Annotated in this window: 18 protein-coding genes; 8 read left to right on the forward strand and 10 right to left on the reverse strand. The window is 68.6% G+C overall.

The annotated features are described in order from the left end of the window. Positions 1-186: 186 nt before the first annotated feature. Positions 187-1,203, forward strand: coding sequence for a zinc-binding alcohol dehydrogenase family protein (locus AC1Q7H_RS35955; protein ID WP_492382299.1), 1,017 nt, complete (start codon positions 187-189; stop codon positions 1,201-1,203). A 78-nt stretch (positions 1,204-1,281) separates the two neighbouring features. Here the strand turns inward: AC1Q7H_RS35955 and AC1Q7H_RS35960 are convergent, their stop codons facing one another. Then, complete coding sequence (locus AC1Q7H_RS35960) at positions 1,282-1,575, reverse strand: GYD domain-containing protein (RefSeq protein ID WP_013953318.1); 294 nt, start codon at positions 1,573-1,575, stop codon at positions 1,282-1,284. Between the two features lie 264 nt (positions 1,576-1,839). Then, a complete protein-coding gene (locus AC1Q7H_RS35965) occupies positions 1,840-2,361 on the reverse strand; it encodes a MarR family winged helix-turn-helix transcriptional regulator (protein ID WP_492382300.1) in 522 nt (173 codons plus the stop codon). A gap of 139 nt (positions 2,362-2,500) precedes the next feature. Between AC1Q7H_RS35965 and badH the strand changes: the two genes are divergently transcribed. From badH to aliA, 4 genes are read left to right on the forward strand one after another with little or no spacing between them, the layout of a single operon-like run. Next, positions 2,501-3,268, forward strand: coding sequence for a 2-hydroxycyclohexanecarboxyl-CoA dehydrogenase (gene badH / locus AC1Q7H_RS35970; RefSeq protein WP_013953316.1), 768 nt, complete (start codon positions 2,501-2,503; stop codon positions 3,266-3,268). A gap of 30 nt (positions 3,269-3,298) precedes the next feature. Next, positions 3,299-4,081 carry a 2-ketocyclohexanecarboxyl-CoA hydrolase gene (gene badI, locus AC1Q7H_RS35975; protein ID WP_492382301.1) on the forward strand — a complete coding sequence of 261 codons (783 nt, stop codon included), beginning with the start codon at positions 3,299-3,301 and terminating at the stop codon, positions 4,079-4,081. A 30-nt stretch (positions 4,082-4,111) separates the two neighbouring features. Continuing rightward, positions 4,112-5,263, forward strand: coding sequence for a cyclohexanecarboxyl-CoA dehydrogenase (gene aliB / locus AC1Q7H_RS35980; protein ID WP_492382302.1), 1,152 nt, complete (start codon positions 4,112-4,114; stop codon positions 5,261-5,263). 42 nt (positions 5,264-5,305) lie between these two features. Continuing rightward, positions 5,306-6,949 carry a cyclohexanecarboxylate-CoA ligase gene (gene aliA, locus AC1Q7H_RS35985; protein ID WP_492382303.1) on the forward strand — a complete coding sequence of 548 codons (1,644 nt, stop codon included), beginning with the start codon at positions 5,306-5,308 and terminating at the stop codon, positions 6,947-6,949. 134 nt (positions 6,950-7,083) lie between these two features. On the opposite strand, the gene AC1Q7H_RS35990 is transcribed toward aliA, so the two are convergent. From AC1Q7H_RS35990 to AC1Q7H_RS36000, 3 genes are all read right to left on the reverse strand, one after another. Continuing rightward, positions 7,084-7,416, reverse strand: coding sequence for a DUF2917 domain-containing protein (locus tag AC1Q7H_RS35990; RefSeq protein WP_153953447.1), 333 nt, complete (start codon positions 7,414-7,416; stop codon positions 7,084-7,086). A 14-nt stretch (positions 7,417-7,430) separates the two neighbouring features. Further along, on the reverse strand, positions 7,431-8,456 hold the full coding sequence (locus AC1Q7H_RS35995) for an alpha/beta fold hydrolase (protein WP_492382304.1): 1,026 nt from the start codon (positions 8,454-8,456) through the stop codon (positions 7,431-7,433). A 171-nt stretch (positions 8,457-8,627) separates the two neighbouring features. After that, positions 8,628-9,233: a TetR/AcrR family transcriptional regulator gene (locus AC1Q7H_RS36000; protein WP_041228671.1), complete on the reverse strand. Its 606-nt coding sequence runs from the start codon at positions 9,231-9,233 to the stop codon at positions 8,628-8,630. Positions 9,234-9,571: 338 nt separating this feature from the next. Between AC1Q7H_RS36000 and AC1Q7H_RS36005 the strand changes: the two genes are divergently transcribed. The 3 genes from AC1Q7H_RS36005 (at position 9,572) to fahA (ending at position 13,195) form a co-directional block, all read left to right on the forward strand. Continuing rightward, positions 9,572-9,958: a helix-turn-helix domain-containing protein gene (locus AC1Q7H_RS36005; protein ID WP_013953309.1), complete on the forward strand. Its 387-nt coding sequence runs from the start codon at positions 9,572-9,574 to the stop codon at positions 9,956-9,958. 516 nt (positions 9,959-10,474) lie between these two features. Beyond that, positions 10,475-11,794, forward strand: a complete 1,320-nt coding sequence (gene hmgA / locus AC1Q7H_RS36010) for a homogentisate 1,2-dioxygenase (protein ID WP_041228670.1) — start codon at positions 10,475-10,477, stop codon at positions 11,792-11,794. Between the two features lie 138 nt (positions 11,795-11,932). Then, entirely contained in the window at positions 11,933-13,195 is a 1,263-nt protein-coding gene (fahA, locus tag AC1Q7H_RS36015) for a fumarylacetoacetase (protein ID WP_211981698.1), read from the forward strand. Positions 13,196-13,201: 6 nt separating this feature from the next. Here fahA and AC1Q7H_RS36020 read toward each other — a convergent pair whose 3' ends face one another. The 5 genes from AC1Q7H_RS36020 to AC1Q7H_RS36040 all read right to left on the reverse strand — a co-directional run bounded on the left by AC1Q7H_RS36020 (position 13,202) and on the right by AC1Q7H_RS36040 (position 19,022). Next, positions 13,202-13,690 carry a hotdog family protein gene (locus tag AC1Q7H_RS36020; protein WP_211981694.1) on the reverse strand — a complete coding sequence of 163 codons (489 nt, stop codon included), beginning with the start codon at positions 13,688-13,690 and terminating at the stop codon, positions 13,202-13,204. Further along, on the reverse strand, positions 13,683-14,495 hold the full coding sequence (locus AC1Q7H_RS36025) for a beta-ketoacyl synthase chain length factor (RefSeq protein WP_013953305.1): 813 nt from the start codon (positions 14,493-14,495) through the stop codon (positions 13,683-13,685). Before AC1Q7H_RS36025 ends, AC1Q7H_RS36020 begins: the two co-directional genes overlap by 8 nt. Positions 14,496-14,503: 8 nt before the next feature. Continuing rightward, the gene (locus AC1Q7H_RS36030) at positions 14,504-15,706 is read right to left on the reverse strand and encodes a beta-ketoacyl-[acyl-carrier-protein] synthase family protein (RefSeq protein WP_211981692.1); all 1,203 of its coding nucleotides are present in this window, start codon (positions 15,704-15,706) and stop codon (positions 14,504-14,506) included. 65 nt (positions 15,707-15,771) lie between these two features. Further along, positions 15,772-16,620: a polysaccharide deacetylase family protein gene (locus AC1Q7H_RS36035; protein WP_013953303.1), complete on the reverse strand. Its 849-nt coding sequence runs from the start codon at positions 16,618-16,620 to the stop codon at positions 15,772-15,774. Further along, a complete protein-coding gene (locus AC1Q7H_RS36040; RefSeq protein ID WP_211982197.1) occupies positions 16,617-19,022 on the reverse strand; it encodes an MMPL family transporter in 2,406 nt (801 codons plus the stop codon). Before AC1Q7H_RS36040 ends, AC1Q7H_RS36035 begins: the two co-directional genes overlap by 4 nt. Between the last annotated feature and the right edge of the window lie 15 nt (positions 19,023-19,037).

Here is a 19,037-nt window from a genome sequence, read left to right on the forward strand (position 1 = left end):
CATGAACCGCCGTATGCGGAACCGCACGTACGGTGGTGTGAGAGGGCTGAGGGGGTGACCCCTCACCCTACTCGATTGGGTGATTATCCTGAATTTCGGGAAATTGATTGTTGTAGTTTTCAGCTAATCAAATCAATCGTGACGGGCTACGCTTCAGATCATTCCCTACACATCCCGGAGCCCGCCATGAAAGCCATCGGCCTGACCCAGTACCTGCCCATCTCCGACCCGCGTTCGCTGCAGGACGTGGAAATCGACATGCCCAGCCCCGGCGGCCGCGACCTGCTGGTGAAGGTTGAGGCCGTCTCGGTCAACCCGGTCGACACCAAGGTGCGCGCGCCCAAGGCGCAGGTAGAGCCCACGCCGCGCGTGCTGGGCTGGGACGCGGCCGGCACTGTGGCGGCGGTGGGGCCGGAGGTGACCCTGTTCAAGGTCGGCGACCCGGTCTACTACGCGGGCAGCATCACGCGGTCCGGTGCCAACGCCGAATTCCACCTGGTCGATGAGCGCATCGTCGGCCACAAGCCCGCCTCGCTGGATTTCGCCAACGCGGCGGCGCTGCCGCTGACGGCGATCACCGCCTGGGAGGCTCTGTTCGACCGGCTGGGCATTTCGCCCAAGGGGGATCACGCCGGCCGCTCGGTGCTGATCATCGGCGGCGCGGGCGGCGTGGGCTCGATCGGCATCCAGTTGGCCAAGGTGCTGGCCGGGCTGACCGTGATCGCCACCGCGTCGCGGCCCGAGTCGCAGGAATGGTGCCGCCGCCTTGGCGCCGACCATACCGTTGACCATCGTGGCGACCTGCCGGCGCAGTTGAACGCGCTGGGTTTTGCCGAGGTCGACTACATCCTCTGCTTCAACGATATCGACGGCCATTTCGCGGCGATGACTGAACTGGTCGCCCCGCAGGGCAAGATCTGCACGATCGTCTCGAATACGCGGCCGTTGCCGGTGGAATTGCTCAAGAACAAGAGCGCCACCTTCGTCTGGGAATTCATGTTCACGCGCGCCATGTTCAGCACGCCCGACATGGTCGCCCAGCATCGTCTGCTTAACGAGGTCGCGCGGCTGGTCGATGCCGGCCGCCTGCAGACCACGCTGGGCGAGAACCTGGGGAGCATCAACGCGGAGAACCTGCGGCGCGCGCACGCCATGCTGGAAGGCGGGCGGACTATCGGCAAGCTGGTGCTGGAAGGGTTCTGAGCTGGCGGGCAGCGCTCGGCAAACAACAACGCCCGCCGGGATGGCCCCGGCGGGCGTTGTTCGTTTCTGGGGCAGGGGTCAGCCCATCTTGCCGAGAATGCCCTGCATCTCGTCGCTGTTGAAGGCGCGCAGGGTTTGGGTGCGTACGTTGCCGGCCGCGCCGATGGTCAGCCCGAAGCTGGTCATGGTCTCGTCGTCGGGCGCTTCGACGGTGAGCACGATGTCGTATTCGCCCAGCGTCCAGTAGATGTCTTTCATCTGCACGCCCAGGCGCGCCCCCATCTCGCGCACCGCGGCGGCGCGCTTGGTGGTGTCCTTGACAGTGCGGATGCCCTGGTCGGTGAAGCTGGCTAGCACGATGTAGCGGGTCATGGCGGGACCTCCGGTTATGGTTGGATTGGTCGCCGTCCCGGCGGTGTGCACGGCGCAAACGGCCGGGGCAGTGGTTCAGGGCTTCGGGGCGTGGCGAGGCGCGAATGGCATGGCGCTTCGCCGTTGATGCTCGCGACGTCTGAGCAACTTCATGCCAACGCATATTGCGCGCCAGTCGGCGCGGCAGGCCAGGATGCGGGCCGCGGGCTCGCGGCCGGCTGTTCCGGCCGGCCGGTGTGTTTCAGTTGCGATACTGCGTGCGGCTCAGGCCTGTGGACTGCCACCGTCCGCGCTGTCGGGCGTGTCAAGCGCGCGCATGTTATCCAGCAACTTGAGCAGGTAATGCAGTGTGTGCGTCAGGTCATTGGTAGAAAACCCCGTCAGCGCCTGCTCGTAATAAGCCCGGATCTTCGGCTGCGCCTGGTGCAGCCAGACCTCCCGTCCCGGCTCGCTCATCCGGATCAACCGTGAGCGGCGGTCGCGGCCGTCCGGGGCCAGCGTGACGTGGCCGTCGCGTTCCATCCGGCTGACCAGTCCTGACAGGTTCTGCCGGCTCACCATCAGGTAGCGGGCCAGGTCGCCCACGCTCATGCCATCAGCGGCTTCCGGGCGCGACAACGCGCCGAGCACGGCCCACTGCTGCGTCGTCAGGCCCTCTGCCTCGACGGCTCGCGATCCCGTTTTATGCAACATATTTGCGCATTGGTACAGCCGGAAGAAAAGCCGGTTGGCCAGTTCCATGCGTGCGTTTGTCGGGAAATCTGCCCCTGATTCCGGGTTAACCATAGTTTTTTCCACAGTGTTGGCGTCTTGCGTAGGCAGCGGCTACCTCCTATTATAGGTAAACATATTTACCTATTTGGTGGTGCGATGTGACGGCGCCATGGCCGGCACGATAGCACCGGAATCCTGAAAGGAGAACGCTGTGCAAGGACTTGAAGGCAAGACGGTCATCGTGACCGGTGGTGGCGGAGGTATCGGCGGCGCAACCTGTTTGCGCTTTGCGCGCGCCGGGGCGGTGGTGGGCGTGCTCGACCTGAACCCGGAAGCGGCCGAGCGCGTCGCCGGCCAGATCCGAGAGGCTGGCGGGCGCGCGCTGGCCCTTCGCTGCGATATCACCGAGCGCGCCAGCGTGGATGCCGCGGTGGCGGCGGTGGAGCAGGGCCTGGGCCCGGTGGACGTGCTGGTCAACAACGCCGGCTGGGATGTGTTCAAGCCGTTCATCAAGACCGAGCCCGCGCAATGGGAGCGGCTGATCGCCATCAACCTGACCGGCGCGCTGCACATGCACCACGCGGTGCTGCCCGGCATGATCGAGCGCAAGCGCGGCCGCATCATCAATATCGCCTCCGACGCCGCGCGCGTGGGTTCGTCCGGCGAAGCGGTCTATGCCGCGTGCAAGGGCGGGCTGGTGTCGTTCTCCAAGACGATTGCCCGCGAACACGCTCGCCACGGCATCACCGTCAACGTGGTGTGCCCGGGGCCGACCGAGACCGCGCTGTTCGAAGACTACAAGCAGGGCGCGGGCAACCCCGAGAAGCTGGTCGAGGCCTTTACCCGCTCGATCCCGCTGGGCCGCATCGGCCAGCCCGACGACCTGCCCGGCGCGGTGCTGTTCTTTGCCAGCGACGACGCCGGCTTTATCACCGGCCAGGTGCTGAGCGTGTCGGGCGGCCTGACCATGAACGGCTGAGCAAGCAAACACCAGAAAACGGAGACCACCATGCAATACGAAGACATCCTGTACGAAGTGCGCAACGGCGCCGCCTGGATCACCATCAACCGCCCGGAAAAGATGAACGCCTTCCGCGGCCGCACCTGCGACGAGCTGATCCACGCCATCAACCGCGCCGGCTACGACCGCGAGATCGGTGCCATCGTGCTGGCGGGTGCCGGCGACAAGGCGTTCTGCACCGGCGGCGACCAGTCCGCGCATGAAGGGCAGTACGACGGCCGCGGCACCATCGGCTTGCCGATGGAAGAACTGCACAACGCCATCCGCGACGTGCCCAAGCCGGTGATCGCGCGGGTGCAGGGCTTTGCCATCGGCGGCGGCAACGTGCTGTGCACGATCTGCGATTTCACCATCGCCTCTGAAAAGGCCGTGTTCGGTCAGGTAGGGCCAAAGGTGGGCTCGGTCGACCCGGGCTATGGCACGGCCTTCCTGGCGCGCGTGGTCGGTGAAAAAAAGGCGCGCGAGATCTGGTACCTGTGCCGTCGCTACCCGGCCGCCGAGGCACTGGCGATGGGGCTGGTGAACGCCGTGGTGCCGCATAACCAGCTCGACGCCGAAGTGCAGAAGTGGTGCGACGAGATCCTGGACAAGAGCCCGACCGCCATCGCCATCGCCAAGCGCTCGTTCAACATGGACACCGCGCATCAGGGTGGTATCGCCGGCATGGGCATGTACGCGCTCAAGCTCTACTACGACACCGAGGAATCGCGCGAGGGCGTGAAGGCCTTCCAGGAAAAGCGCAAGCCCGACTTCCGCAAGTACGCCAGATAAGCGCTGGCATCCGACCAAGCGGAGACAACCATGAACCCCTACCTTGACGAAGACCTGATGGCGCTGGCGGAGCATGCGCGCCGTTTTGCCGATGCGCGCGTGGCGCCTGGCTACCTGGAGCGGGACCAGACCCGCGTGCTGGACCGCGCGGTAATGCGCGAGATGGGCGAGATGGGCTTTATCGCGCCAGAACTGCCCGAGGCCTGCGGCGGCCAGGGCATGGGCTCGCTCGCGGCCGGCGTGATTCATGAAGCGGTGGCGCGCGCCGACCTGAGCCTGTCGTATATCAACCTGCTGGCTTCGCTCAACGGCCAGATCCTGGCACAGCACGCGCGTCCTGAAATCGGCGGGCCGTGGCTGCAGCGGCTCACGCGCGGCGAAGCGCTGCTGGCGATCGCGCTGACCGAGCCGCGCGGCGGCTCCGACGCGGCCAACCTGCGCCTGCGCATGGAGCGCGACGGCGACGCCTATGTGCTCAATGGCGAGAAGACTTCGATCTCCGCCGCGGACCAAGCCGATGCCGCGGTGGTCTTTGCCCGCACCGGCCCGGTCGATGCCGGCGCGCGCGGCGTCTCAGCCATGCTGGTGCCGATGGACCTGCCTGGCATCACTCGCAACCGTTTCGACTGCCACGGCCAGCGCGCCATCGGCCGCGGCTCGATCTTCTTCGAGAACGTGCGCGTGCCGGCCAGCCACCTGCTGGGCGAGGAAGGCCAGGGCTTCGTGCAGGTGATGCAGGGCTTCGACTTCTCGCGCGCGCTGATCGGCCTGCAGGTGCTGGCGGTGGCGCAGGCCGCGCTGGACGAGACCTGGGCCTACGTGGCGGAACGGCAGGCCTTTGGCAAGCCGCTTTCGGCCTTCCAGGGGGTCTCGCACCCGCTGGCCGATTTCCAGACCCAGGTGACCGCGGCCCGGCTGCTGTGCCTGCAGACGCTGTGGCTGAAGGACCATGGCCAGCCACACACCGCCGAAGCCGCGATGTGCAAGTGGTGGGCGCCCAAGCTGGCCTACGACGTGGTGCACCAGTGCCTGCTGTCCTTCGGCCACGGCGGCTATGACCGCGGCGTGATGGAGCAGCGGCTGCGCGATGTGCTCGGCTTCCAGATCGGCGACGGCACCGCGCAGATCATGAAGACCATCATTGCCCGCGGACGCGCCGGGCGCGAAGCCGTGCCGGCCTGAAGCCGCGCTCGCACGCGGCATCGCATAACGAGGAGACAAGCCATGGATTTCGACGCCGTACTGATTGCGCCCCGCCGAGCCGCCAGCGTGGCGGCAGGCCACTGGCACGACCGCACCGTCAACGACTACCTTGCCGCCTGCGTGAGCGGCCGGCCCGACGCGCCGGCCCTGACTGCGGTAAGCCTCGACAGCGGCACCGTGGCCCGCTTTACCTGGCCCGAGCTGGACCGGATGGCCGACCGGGTGGCGGTGGGGCTGAGCCGCCTCGGCGTCGGTGCGCAGGATGTCGTGTCCTGCCAGTTGCCCAACGGCTGGCACCTGACGGTGCTGTACCTGGCGTGCGCACGGCTGGGCGCGGTGCTCAACCCGTTGATGCCGATCTTCCGCGAGCGCGAGTTGTCGTTCATGCTGGCGCATGCGCAATGCAAGGTGATGGTGGTGCCGCAGGGTTTCCGGGGCTTCGGGCATGCGCAGATGGTGCAGGGCTTGCGCGACGTATTGCCGGCGCTGCGCCACGTCGTTGTCACGGGCGGCGCTGGAGCGGACAGCTTCGACGCATTGCTCAGCGGTCCGCGCTGGGAGGATGAGCCCGATGCGCCGGACATCCTGCTGCGCGGCCGCCCGGGCGCTGACGACGTCACGCAACTGATCTACACCTCCGGCACCACCGGCGAGCCCAAGGGTGTGATGCATAGCGCCAACACGCTGTTCTCCAATATCGTTGCCTATGCCGATCGGCTGCGCCTGACGGTCGACGATGTGGTGCTGATGGCCTCGCCGATGGCGCACCAGACTGGCTTCATGTACGGACTGATGATGCCGGTGATGCTGGGCGCGCATGCGGTGCTGCAGGACATCTGGGACCCGGCGCGCGCGGCCGCGCTGATCCGCGAGGAAGGCGTGACCTTCACCATGGGATCGACACCGTTCCTGACGGACCTTGCCCGCGTGGTGTCGGAGTCCGGCACGCCCGTGCCAAGCCTGCGCACCTTCCTGTGCGCCGGCGCGCCGATCCCGGGCGCGCTGGTGGAGAGCGCGCGCCTGGCGCTGGGCGCCACGATCGTGTCGGCGTGGGGCATGTCGGAGAACGGCGCGGTCACCACCACGCTGCCGGACGATCCCGACGCGCGCGCATCGACCACCGATGGTCGCCCGCTGCCGGGCGTGGAGGTGAGGGTGGTGGACGGCGCCGATGCCGACGTGCCCACCGGGGAGACCGGCCGCCTGCTGGTGCGGGCGTGTTCCAACTTCGGCGGTTACCTGAAGCGGCCACATCTGAACAGCACCGATGCCGATGGCTGGTTCGACACCGGCGACCTGGCGCGGCTCGATGCGCACGGCTACCTGCGCATCGCCGGGCGCAGCAAGGACGTGATCATCCGCGGCGGCGAGAACATCCCCGTGCTCGAGGTCGAGACCCTGCTGTACCGCCATCCCGCGGTGTCGCAGGTGGCTATCGTCGCCTACCCGGATGAACGGCTGGGCGAGCGCGCCTGCGCCTTTGTCGTGCCGCGCGCCGGCCAGGCGTTCGACCAGGCGGCGATGGTGGACTGGCTCAAGGCGCAGAAGATGGCGCTGCAGTACATCCCCGAGAAGCTCGTGGTGCGGGACGCACTGCCGGCCACGCCCGCCGGGAAAATCCAGAAATTCCGGCTGCGCGAGATGCTGCGCGGCGACCCGTCCTGAACCTGGCGCAGCGGTGGCCGGGGCGCCGGCCGCCGCGCAACGCAAAAAGCGCAATTAACCGCCAAGCATTGCACCCCACCACGACCGCGCATTCGCGCCAGGGCTGGCAGGGCGAGGGTGTCCAGCTCCACCTGTCACCGGCCTGCACCGGTATAGCCGCGCCCATGCGGCGCCAGCAAGCGCCGCAGCCATTGCCGCCAGGCGCCCGCTGCCGGCCCGGCGCCTTGCCGGCAGCGCGTTACGTGCAGCGATGCCGTGGTGACGGCATACAGCTCGATATGGCCGCTGTCGGACAACGTAAAGCATTCGCTGGCCGTCAGCGCCGTGTCCTTCGGGTCGCCGTCGCGGATCAGCCAGAGCTCGCCTTCGGTGCAGCGCACGGCGACGTGTTCGCCGGGGCCCGCCACCAGCCGCAGCGAACTGCGTGCGGGCAGGGTGGCGGTCATGTCATTGCTCACCAGGAACATGATGGTCTCCAGGTTCAGTCGACGGCCAGGCCGTGCAAGGCGGGCGGGATCACCGCGCGCGCGGGGGCTGTGCCGGGCCGGATGAAATCGGCGATGCGCCGGATCACGCCGGGATCCTGCAGGATGCGGCGATGCCCCAGGCCGCTGGTCGTGACCAGTTGCGCGCCGGGCCAGGCGCCGGCGATGGCGGCGCCGTCTTCCCAGCGCACTTCCTTGTCGTCGCGGTCATGGATCACCAGCGTTGGCGGGACCGGCCGGGTGCGGCCGACGTCGGGCACGTTGAAAGCCGACCATGGCAGTCCCAGCCAGCGCTCGCTCTGGCGCTGCATGCGCGCCAGCACGCCGGGGGTGAAGCCCATTTGCCAGGCCAGCGACGCACACGCGGCGTGCATGTCGGCCGGCGATCCGACCAGCACGGCGGCGCGGGCGGGCAGGCCTTCGCGCAGCGCCAGCGCGGTGGCTGCGCCGCCGAGTGAGTGCGCCACCACGGCGTGTACCTGCCCCGCGTGCCAGGCTGCGGCGAGCAGCGAGCGCGACATTTCCAGCACCGAGGTCTGCGCCGCGCCGCGCGCGCCGGCATCGGAGGCGCCGTGCGAGAGCGCATCGAAGGCCACCACCCGCATGCCGGCTGCCAGCAGGCCTTCGACCACCGCATGCCACTGGCCGGCATGGCCGCCCCAGCCGTGCGCGAGCATCACCACGGGACCGGACGTGCCCCAGCGATAGACGCGCACGCGCCGGCTCGGGCCCTGGCCCGTCACCAGCGCCCAGTCGGCGCGCGCACTGTCCAGCAAGTGCCGCGCTGCGGATGTGGTTGCGGCGCGCGGCGGCTTGAACCAGATGTGCTCCAGCGCGCGCGCTGTCGCGCCGGGCCTGACCACGCTGCCCGCCTGCCAGCGCAACCGCTGCCAGCCCTGAAAGGCCCGCTCCACCGGGCCGGACTTGCCGGTGCGCAGCGGCGCGTTGCCGGCGCGCGCGGGCAAGGGTGCGGCGGCGGGGGATGAGGAAACCGGGGAAGGAGAAGAGACTGCTTGCGTCACGACCTGCACCTCCAATGGATTCTGGATGGCACGGCATCATCGGCACCGGCCCCGCCGGCGGCATTCCGTGCTGTTGTTAAGACCGACCAGTCGTGCTTTTTAATGTACAAAAAAAGCCCGCCCGAGCGGTTGCTGCCCGCCGGCGGGGTAGCGCCGGCGCCAATGTGTGGCTCAGTGGCGGCGGGCGCCCTCGGCGGCACGGGCCACCAGTGCCGCAAATGCGCGCCGCGCCATGGTCTCGGCATCCTCGCGGCCAAGCAGCTTGAAGGATTGCTGGAAGGCCATGCCGATGCCCGCGAGTTCGAAAGCAAATTGCCGCGGATCGGTGTCCGGCCCGAAATGGCCCTCATCGATGGCGTCGCCCACCACGCGCGCAACCGTGCTGTGCCAATCCTTCAGCGACTGCACCACCAGGTCGCGGATCGAGCCCGGCCGATCGCGGTATTCCTGGCCCAGCGCCGTGAACAGGCAACGTCCCTGCGTCACCGTGCCGCCCAGCCATTCCAGGTAACCTTCAAACAGCCCCTGTAGCCGCGGCATCCCGCGCGGCTGGCGCATCGCCGGCCGGATCACGATCTCGCCGAAGCGCTCCACGGCCAGGTCGAGCACTGCCTGCTGCAACACCTCCTTGGATTTGAAGTGCGCATACAGGCCGCTCTTCGACATATTGGTGTCCGCGGCCAGCGTGGCCAGCGACAACTGTTCGAAGCCGACCTTGGCAGCGGTGTCCAGTGCCTGTTCGACGATGGCGTTGCGGGTGAGTTGTCCTTTTTGCATGGTTTGGAGAATAGCACGACCGGTCGGTTTGTCAACGAAACCAGATGCATGGTATTTGCCCCGACTTGCGCACTTGTGTCCGCGAGGCCATAACGTCATATGGATAGGCATGTGACGTCAACGCAAACCGCCAAGGCCCGTTAGAGATTGGGCGGCTCAGCGATGTTGTGCACGATCCGGCTCTTTGACGTTCGCCAGTCGGCCGATGTCAGGGCGGGATGGCGGACTTCTAAGAAATCTGCACAAAGTGTTTCTGCGGTTACATACGGAACGCTTTGCGTGCTCTATACTCGAATGCACGTCCGCGCACTTTTTTTCACTGGTGACTGGAGACCGACATGAACAGTACAGCCGTGCCAAGAGGCGCTAGCGAACCGTTCCGGCAACTGCGGGCGTTGCGTCGCGCGCGCAAGCTAAAGCAGGAGGACGTCGCCCGTAAAGCGGGGATTTCCCGGGAAGCCTACCTGCGGGCGGAGTCGGGTCAGGCCGATCCCCGCATGTCGACGTTCCTGGCCGCCTGCGAGGCGCTGGGCCTGGAAGTCGTGCTGGCCCCGCAGCATCTTGCTGCAGACGTCAACGCATTTATTGCCAGCCGCAATGGCGGCGTGACGGCAGCTTCCATGGCAGGCCAGCCGGCCGCCGGAAGCACGGCCGCGCCGGCTGCGGCGCCGGCTTCCGGAGGCGCTTTCGGCTCCGGAACCGGAGAGGGCCACAAGCCGGTCTGACCCGCCACTGCTTGGCCGGCCCGGGTTCGCAACGCGCCGGCACCGGCAGCTGGCCTCCAGGCCACCGCATGACAACCGGCGCGGGGCGTTCCGCACCGCGCCGGTCGCTATTGTCCTGAGCGCCGTTCGAACGACGCCCGGCGTGGATGACGCCGCAGGCCCGGCTGCCTGCTTCGGCGCTTTCCCGCCTTTCCCGGTTTTTCCCTTTCAGCTGCGTGAGCGATTGCTGCCGCGCCGGCGTCAGCGCGCGTCCCAGCGCCTGGCTGGTTTCTTCCCGCTTTCCCGTTTCCCACCTACAACTGCAATGCAAGCGGCGTCCGGCGCATGCGCACGCGATGCCGTTTGACACGTCCGATGCTGGAGATTACGATATGGTAAATGCATTACGTATTCCGTAATTCTTGCCTCGTGCACCACGCACAGGCTGAATACGAACCGGCAGGCACTCCCAGCAAGAGGCCGCTAGGCGCCAGCGCAGCGCCAGATGGATCGAGACCCAGGAACGCTGACGACATCATGACACTCACGCACACCCAGCTCGCCGAGCACGGCTATATGTCCGGCTTCGCCAATGAATTCGCCACCGAGGCGCTGCCCGGTGCGCTGCCCGTGGGCCGGAACTCGCCCCAGCGCGCGCCCTACGGCCTGTACGCCGAGCAGTTGTCCGGCACGGCCTTTACCGCGCCGCGCGCGCACAACCGGCGCTCGTGGCTGTACCGCATCCGCCCGGCCGCGATGCATACGCCGTTCACGCAGATCGAGCAGTCGCGTTTCCTGAGCCGTTTCGACCAGGTGCCGCCGTCGCCCAACCAGATGCGCTGGAGCCCGCCGGCAATGCCGTCGGTGCCGACCGACTTTGTCGATGGCATCGTCACTATGGCCGGCAACGGCGGCCCCGAGGCCATGACCGGCTGCGGCATCCACCTGTACCTGGCCAACCAGTCGATGCAGGACCGCTTCTTCTACAACGCCGACGGCGAGATGCTGATCGTGCCGCAGCAGGGCCGCCTGCTGATGGTGACCGAGCTGGGCCGGCTGGAAGTGGAGCCGCAGGAGATCGTGGTGATCCCGCGCGGCGTGCGCTTCCGCGTGGAGCTGCCCGAGGGCGAGGCGCGCGGCTATATCTGCGAGAACTACGGCGCGTTGTTCCAACTGCCCGACCTGGGCGTGATCGGCTCCAACGGCCTGGCCAACCCGCGCGACTTCCTGTCGCCGGTTGCCAGCTATGAAGACCGTGAGGGTGATTTCGAACTGGTGGCCAAGTTCCAGGGCAACCTGTGGCGCGCCGGGATCGGCCACTCGCCGCTCGACGTGGTGGCCTGGCATGGCAACTACACCCCGTACAAGTACGACCTGCGCCACTTCAATACCATCGGTTCGATCAGCTTCGACCACCCGGACCCGTCGATCTTCCTGGTGCTGCAGTCGCCGTCGGCCACGCCGGGCGTGGACACCATCGACTTCGTCATCTTCGGGCCGCGCTGGCTGGCGATGCAGGACTCGTTCCGCCCGCCCTGGTTCCACCGCAATATCGCCAGCGAATTCATGGGCCTGGTCACCGGCGTCTACGACGCCAAGGCCGAAGGCTTTGCCCCGGGCGGCGCCAGCCTGCACAACTGCATGAGCGGCCACGGCCCGGATGCGGAAACCTTCGAGAAGGCCAGCGCCGCCGATACCTCGCAGCCGCACCACATCGAGGACACCATGGCCTTCATGTTCGAGACCCCGGGCGTGATCCGCCCGACGCCGTATGCCGCGCAGTCGGCCTCGCTGCAGCAGGACTACTACACGTGCTGGCAGGGCCTGAAGAAACACTTCAACCCGAACACTCGCTAATCCCGGGCGCCTGGCCGCCCGCCCGGTTTTCTCTCCTCTCCCGCAAGCGGGCGAGGGGCCGGGGGAGAGGGCAGGCGCTCGTCAAGCATGACGCGTCACCACACGCGACAAGTGCCACCAAATTTTCGGAGTATCCCAATGACCGCCCCCAAGACCAGCTGGATCGCTTCCGCCAACGACGGCCAGTCCCACTTCCCGCTGCAGAACCTGCCGTATGGCGTGTTTTCGACCAAGGGCCAGGCCCCGCGCGTCGGCGTTGCCATCGGCGACCAGGTGCTGGACCTTGCCGCGCTGGATGAAGCCGGCCTCCTGCCGGCCGCTGCCAAAGGCACGTTTGCCGCTGGCAGCCTGAACCGCTTTATCGCCCTGGGCAAGCCGGTGTGGAGCGAAACCCGCAAGCGCCTGGGCGCGCTGCTGTCCGGTGATGACGCCGCGCTGCGCGACAACGCCGCACTGCGCGACAAGGCACTGGTGCCGATGGCGGCCGCAACGCTGCACCTGCCGGTGGAGATCCCGGGCTACACGGACTTCTATTCGTCCAAGGAGCACGCCACCAACGTCGGCCGCATGTTCCGCGACCCGGACAACGCGCTGCTGCCGAACTGGCTGGAAATCCCCATCGGCTACAACGGCCGCGCCAGCTCGGTGGTGGTGAGCGGCACGCCGCTGCATCGCCCCAACGGCCAGATCAAGCTGCCGAACGAGGCGCGTCCGGTGTTCAGCGCCTGCCGCAAGCTGGATTTCGAACTGGAGATGGGCTTTATCGTCGGCAAGGAATCGGCGCTGGGCGAGCCCATCAGCACCGCCGATGCGCCGGCGCATATGTTCGGCATGGTGCTGCTCAACGACTGGAGCGCGCGGGATATCCAGCAGTGGGAGTACGTGCCGCTGGGGCCGTTCAACAGCAAGGGCTTCGGCACCTCGATCTCGCCGTGGGTGGTGACGATGGAAGCGCTTGAGCCGTTCCGCCGCGACAACCCCGAGCAGTCGCCGCAGCCGCTGCCGTACCTGCAGCAGCAGGACAAGAACGCCTATGACATCGCGCTGGAAGTCGCGCTGCAGCCGCAGGGAGCCGCGGCCCCCAGCACCATCTGCCGCACCAACTTCAAGGCGATGTACTGGACCATGGCGCAGCAGCTGGCCCACCACACGGTGTCGGGCTGCAATGTGCGCGTGGGCGACCTGATGGGATCGGGCACGATCAGCGGCACCACGCCGGATTCCTACGGCAGCCTGCTGGAAATGACCCGCAACGGCGCCGAACCGGTGACGCTGGCCGACGGCAGCCGCCGCGGCTTCCTGGAGGATGGCGACGACGTGATCATGACCGGCTACTGCCAGGGCGAAGGCTATCGCGTCGGCTTCGGCGCGGTGTCGGGCAAGATCCTGCCGGCGCGCTGAAGTGTTTCAGCCGGCGCTGCGGTCGGCGCTTTGACCGGCTGCGGCAGCATCCAGGATGACCGCCGCGCGGCCTGACAGCAGTGCCCGGCCCGCGGCGCTGACGGTGAAGGCGTACAGCACGCTGCTGCCTTCACCGCTGATACGCTGCGCCTCAACCTGCAACGGCGCGTCGATATCGTCGAGCCGCTCCACATGCAGCACCAGCCTGCGCACGCTGGCCAGGTAGCCCGAGCGCGGGCGCTGCGCGTCCTTGCCTGGCGCCGCTTCCGCCAGCAATGCGCCGTGCACGGCCATGGCCTGTGCCGCATATTCAATCCCGCTGACTGCGGCCAGCCGGCCCTGCGCGCGCAGCGGGTTGTCCGCGCGCGTATGCGTGGCGGACGTGCAGCGAACCGATGTCGCATCCCAGGCCAGCACGCCGTCGAGCAGGCACATCGTGCCCTGGTGCGGAATGCGTGCCGCGATCCAGTCGCGGTCTTTCAGCAGCTCAGCCATTCGCCTGGCCACCGAGGCATTCCACCTCGGCTTCTAGCTGCAGCGTGTCCAGATAATCGAGCACCACGGTGGTAGTCTCGCCGCGGGCGATGGCCGTCAGCAACGGTAGCATGCGTGCAGCCGGCGCCGACCTGCGCAGCGCTTCCAGCGCGGCGTCCGGCATCACCGTGGCCGGTGCCTGCTTCAGCGCCACGCCGATGCGCGCGAGCGAACGCGCGGTCTGCCGCGGCGTGAGCAGCAGGGCCACGCCGAAGGGATCGGGGATCGGGCGGTGGCTGTGCAACGGCGCGGGATAGCCGGTGTCATAGGCGATCAGCAGGCAGGGCTCGGCATCGGCGGCGGCCTGCAGCACGCATTCGAGCAAGCCCGCGCTGCCACTGCCATCCATGGCGCACAGCACATTGGAGGTGCGCATCGCGCCCGCGGCGATCGACCAGTAGCCGGCGGTCGCGTTATGCACGGAGTTGTGGAAGCGCGTGGGCGACATCAGCGGCTCAGGCTCGGCCAGCGCTTCGCAGATCGCATGGAAGTTGAAGCCGTCGCTGCTGGACGAGGCAAAGATCGTCGGCAGCTGCGCGGCTTCGCAGTCGCTGGCGGCAACGGCCTGTTGGCCCACCCCCAGCGCCAGCCGTACGGTCGGGCCGGTGCGGCGGCGCTCTGCCGGCGGCAGGCCCGCGGGTGGCGGCAGCTCGGTCGGCGCGTGCGCATACGGCACGCGGCCGGCAAGGACTTCAGTGGCCTGCTGCCAGCCGGTCAGGCCGGGGCCGAGCAGGCCGATGCTTTCGATATACACGTGCTGCGGCATGGCGATGCTCAGTGGGATGCTGCGTCCGCGCGGGCGAACAGCAGGGTGCAGTTGGATCCGCCGAAGCCGAAAGCATTGGTCATTGCATAGCGCAGCGGTGCTTCGCGGTTGGCGAGCTGGTAGTTCACGTCCAGCGCCGGATCCACCTGCGTGGTGTTGATGCCACCGGGCACCAGGCCGTGGCGCAGCGCCAGCGCGCAAATGACGGCTTCGAGCGCGCCGGCGGCACCCAGCGCATGCCCGGTGGCGCCTTTGGTGGAGCTGCAAGGCGTGCCGGGCAGCACCGCGGCCATGGCCATCGCCTCCGCTGCGTCGTTGCTGCGCGTGGCGGTGCCATGCAGGTTGACGTAGCCGACCTGTGTCCGCGCTACGCCCGCGCTGGCCAGTGCCTGCTCCAGCGCCAGTCGCGCGCCCAGCCCGTCGGGGTGCGGGGTCGACATATGGTGCGCATCGCTCGATTCGCCGATGCCGGCCAGCAGGATGGCATCGGCTTGCGCGGTGCCGGCCACGCGCTCGAGCAGGCCGAATGCCGCTCCCTCGCCGATCGAGATGCCGTTGCGCGCCACGTCATAGGGCCGGCACGGCTGGTCGGACAACAGCTCCAGCGAATTGAAGCCGTACAGGGTCGTGTAGCACAGCGAATCGACGCCGCCGACCACGGCTACATCGATCAGCCCGGCCTCCAGCATGCGCCGTGCCGAACTGAACACCTTGGCGCCGGATGAACAGGCCGAAGATACCGCAGCCGCCGGGCCGGCCAGCCCCAGGTATTGGCGCAGGAAAGCGGGCAGCGAGTAGGGGTTGTGGGTGGTGGCGTAGTGGAAGCCCGGCGGCAGCGCGCCGCTGGCAGGATCCCGCTGGCGATAGGCCAGTTCCGTCTGCAGCACGCCCGCGGTGCTGGTGCCCAGGAAGACGCCGACCCGGTGGGCGCCGTAGCGCGCCGCCGCTTCGCGCACGCGCGCGGCAAAGCCGTCCTGCTCCAGCGCCAGTTGCGCCAGCTGGTTGTTGCGGCAGTCGAATTCGGCCAGTGCGGGCGGAAGTGCCACGGCGTCCAGGCCGGGTACCTCGCCGACGAAGGTATCGAGCTCGACGCCGCCGAAGCGGCAGGGCGCCAGGCCGCCGCGCTGCGCACGCAGTGCCGACAGGGTGGCGTCTACACCGGCGCCCAGGCAGCTGGTGGCCGTGAAATGCGAGAACAGGAGGGGGGACACGGCTTAGGTGGAACGAATGGAGGAATCTCGGAAGGCTGTGCCAATTGTAACAAGCAGCAGCTCACTCAGGCCGGCGGCACGGCCGCGCGCAGCGTGACGCAGCGCAGGCCGGCTTGTTCGATGGCGGTGAGCAGGCCCGGCAGCACCGTGGTGCAGTGCGCGTTGCCGGCGGCATCGGTGCCGGGATTGCCGTCGTGCAGCAGCAGGATGTCGCGCCCGGCGAGCTTGCCGGTGAGGCGCTGTGCCACGCGTGCCGCGTGGTCGCCGCAACGGGTATCGAAGCCGCGCCGGGTCCAGGCGGCAAGCTGAAGCCCGAGCCGGCACAGCACCGGCTCAAGGAAGGGATTGCGCAGCCCCGCGGGCGCGCGGAAGAAGCGCGGCGCCTGGCCGGTGAGGTCGGTCAGCACCTGCTGCGCGGCACCGATGTCGCGCAGTATGCGTCCGGGACCGAAGACGGAGAAGTGCAGCCGGTGGTACATGCTGTGGTTTTCCACGGCGTGGCCGCGGCGGACGATTTCGCGCACTAGTTCCGGATGCGCCGCGGCGCGCGCGCCGACGCAGAAGAAGGTCGCGCGCGCGCCATGCTGGTCCAGCATGTCGAGCACGCGCGGCGTCAACGCCGGGTTGGGGCCGTCGTCGAACGTCAGTGCCACACAGTCACTGGCCGAGGGCGGCAGGCGCAGCAGGTTGGGGCCAAGCCACCGGCTGCGCGGCCACAGGCCGGCGGCGCACATTGCCGCATGGGCGGCGCCAACGCCGGCCAGCGCCATGCCCATGGCTTCAGGGTACGCCAGGATCGCGCCGGCGGCACCCAGGTGCACGGCGGCGGTGCCATAAAGCAGCGGGGTGGGGCGCCAGGGGCGGCTGTTGGAGGTGCCGCGCAAGGCAACGCGCGGTGCGGGATACGAATTCATATTGCACTCCCGGCTATGTCCGGCGCCGCGGGGCGCGCCAGGATCGCCGAAAACCACAGGGCCAGCACGGCACCTGGACCTACCGTCAGGCCGAAGGCCTTGAGCAGCGGCAGGCTCGACAGCGCCAGCAGGCCGAAGGCGGCCACCGTGGTCAGGTTGGCCAGCAGCAGCGACACCAGTGTATGCGGTGAAGCGCCCGCCACCTGGCTGCCCGCCGCGGGGCCGTTGAAGAATAGCGCGTAATTGGAACCCACGGCCATCAGCAGCAGCAGGCCCACCAGGTGCAGCAGCGTCAGCGGCTGGCCGAGCGCTGCCAGCCCGCCCAGCACCACCAGCGCCGCCGCGGCCAGTGGCAACACCGTGGCCACGACGCGCCGTGCCGAGCGCAACGCCACGGCCAGCAGCACGATGATCGCCAGCAGGCCGGCCAGCGACAGCAGCAAGGCCTCGCGTAGGTAGCCGGTGTAGAGGCGGTCGGATTCGCCCTTGAGGTCGACGAACAGCGTGTCAGCGACGCCGGCCCGCGCGACCGCGGCCCGCACTGCGCTGGTGTCGACGCCGTCGGCCGCGCCGGTGCTTTGCGGGGTGTGGGCCGGTGCACGCAGCGGCAGCGTGGCGCTCCAGCGCCCGTCGCGCCGCGCCAGCAACGCGTCGACAGCCAGCGCCATCGATGTGCCGCGCAAGTCCTCGCGCCGCAGCAGCGCCCCGGTGCGCGCCGCCTCGGCCTGCGCCAGGAACGGCGCGAACAGGGACGCGCGCACCGGCTGCGTGGCGATGGCGGCGCGCAGGCGCTGCGCCAGCTCGTCGGGCGGCGGCAGGCTGGCCTGGCGCTCGCGCTGGGTCGCCGCGCTGGGCAGGTAGCGCGCCGGGCTCTCGTAGCCGCCGATGAAATTCTGCGCCACCAGCGGGTCCAGTTCACGTGCCACGCGCTCCGCGCCCTGCAGCACGGACTCCTGGTCCGGCCCGGACAGCACCACCAGGTAGCGCACGTCGGGTGCGCCAAGGTCCTCGCGCAAGCGGGTGTCGAGGGCCTGGTCGCTGGCCGACACCGGGCTCAGCGCCTGCAGCTCGCGGCCCCACAGCGTGCCGCGGTGCATGGCCAGCACCGTGCCGGCTGCCACCACCAGCACGAGCACCAGCCAGCGCACCCGGTGCGCGCGCGCCGCCAGCCACTGCAGCCGGCGGCCCAGCGGCGCCACGTCGCGCAGGTGCAGCGTGGCCGGCACCAGCTGCGGCAGCACGAAGCGCGTCACCAGCGCCGCGGTCGTCAGCCCGGCAATCGAATACAGCCCCAGCTGCGCCAGCCCCGGAAAGCCCGACAGCAGCAGCGAGGCAAAGCCGCAGACCGAGGTCAGCACGCCCAGGCGCACCGTTGGCCAGAAGCCGCGCAGCCAGGCGCGCTCGTCGCGCCGGCCGTCGCGCGTGTACTGCGCGGACTGTACGAACAGGTAGATCGAATAGTCGACCGCCTCGCCGATCAGCGTGGTGCCGAAGCCCAGCGTCAGGCCGTGCACCGAGCCGCCGAAGCCCAGGCTGACCGCGGCAATGCCCGCCAGCGCGCCGCTCAGTACCGGCACCAGCCCCAGCACCAGCAGCGGCACCGAGCGGTAGACCAGCAGCAGCAGCGTGACGATGATAGCCACGCCGATGGTCGACAGGCGCTCCACATCATGGCGGATGGTGTCGCGCGCATTGACGGAAAACACGCCCGGCCCGGTCATCACCAGCTGGTACTGGCCAGCCGTCGCGGCCTTGGCAAACGCCTCGCGCACGGCCCCGATGGCTTGTGCCTGCGCATCCGTGTCAGACCCCGCGGCGGCGGTCTGGGCCAGCAGCACCGCGCGCTTGCCGTCGCGCGACGCCCAGGCGCCGGCGTGCATGGGCACGCGCTGCCCGGCATCCAGCTGTGCCAGCATCGCGGCCACTTCGCCGGTGGGATCGCTCGGCAGCAGCGACTTGGTGAAGAGCCCGGCGGACGAAGCCAGCAGCTCGAACGATTCATTTAGCGCCTGCGCCAGGCCGCGTTCACTGAAGCGCTCCGGCGTGACCGCGGGGCTGAGCAGGTAGCGGTGCGCAAACACGTATTGGCGGTCTGCGGCCTGGTTGACCGGCTCGCCGTTCTGGATCGCCGTGAAGCGCGGGTCGCCGCGCAACTGTGCCGCCATGGCACGCGATACCGCGGCGCGGCCATCGGCATCGCCGCCTTCGATCCCGACCAGGACCAGGCGCGATACCAGTCCGTCGCGCAGCTGGTTCACCAGCAACTGCTGCTCGGCGCTGGGCAGCCGCGGCAGGAAGGCCGAGAGGTCGGCCGTGAAGGTGGTGCGGCTGATGACGGCCGCGCAGGCGAGCATGGCGAAGATCCACAGTGCCAGCGCGATCCGGCGCGTCGCTGGGCGCATCGTTGCGGGCGGCGC

The sequence above is a fragment of the Cupriavidus sp. GW823-FHT06D04 genome, assembly GCF_058795055.1.

Excerpts from the sequence above, each read along its gene's own strand:
- AC1Q7H_RS35955 (WP_492382299.1), top strand. The coding sequence starts at position 187 with ATGAAAGCCATCGGCCTGACCCAGTACCTGCCCATCTCCGACCCGCGT.
- AC1Q7H_RS35960 (WP_013953318.1), bottom strand. The coding sequence starts at position 1,575 with ATGACCCGCTACATCGTGCTAGCCAGCTTCACCGACCAGGGCATCCGC.
- AC1Q7H_RS35965 (WP_492382300.1), bottom strand. The coding sequence starts at position 2,361 with ATGGTTAACCCGGAATCAGGGGCAGATTTCCCGACAAACGCACGCATG.
- badI (WP_492382301.1), top strand. The coding sequence starts at position 3,299 with ATGCAATACGAAGACATCCTGTACGAAGTGCGCAACGGCGCCGCCTGG.
- aliB (WP_492382302.1), top strand. The coding sequence starts at position 4,112 with ATGAACCCCTACCTTGACGAAGACCTGATGGCGCTGGCGGAGCATGCG.
- aliA (WP_492382303.1), top strand. The coding sequence starts at position 5,306 with ATGGATTTCGACGCCGTACTGATTGCGCCCCGCCGAGCCGCCAGCGTG.
- AC1Q7H_RS35990 (WP_153953447.1), bottom strand. The coding sequence starts at position 7,416 with ATGTTCCTGGTGAGCAATGACATGACCGCCACCCTGCCCGCACGCAGT.
- AC1Q7H_RS36000 (WP_041228671.1), bottom strand. The coding sequence starts at position 9,233 with ATGCAAAAAGGACAACTCACCCGCAACGCCATCGTCGAACAGGCACTG.
- AC1Q7H_RS36005 (WP_013953309.1), top strand. The coding sequence starts at position 9,572 with ATGAACAGTACAGCCGTGCCAAGAGGCGCTAGCGAACCGTTCCGGCAA.
- hmgA (WP_041228670.1), top strand. The coding sequence starts at position 10,475 with ATGACACTCACGCACACCCAGCTCGCCGAGCACGGCTATATGTCCGGC.
- fahA (WP_211981698.1), top strand. The coding sequence starts at position 11,933 with ATGACCGCCCCCAAGACCAGCTGGATCGCTTCCGCCAACGACGGCCAG.
- AC1Q7H_RS36020 (WP_211981694.1), bottom strand. The coding sequence starts at position 13,690 with ATGGCTGAGCTGCTGAAAGACCGCGACTGGATCGCGGCACGCATTCCG.
- AC1Q7H_RS36025 (WP_013953305.1), bottom strand. The coding sequence starts at position 14,495 with ATGCCGCAGCACGTGTATATCGAAAGCATCGGCCTGCTCGGCCCCGGC.
- AC1Q7H_RS36035 (WP_013953303.1), bottom strand. The coding sequence starts at position 16,620 with ATGAATTCGTATCCCGCACCGCGCGTTGCCTTGCGCGGCACCTCCAAC.
- AC1Q7H_RS36040 (WP_211982197.1), bottom strand. The coding sequence starts at position 19,022 with ATGCGCCCAGCGACGCGCCGGATCGCGCTGGCACTGTGGATCTTCGCC.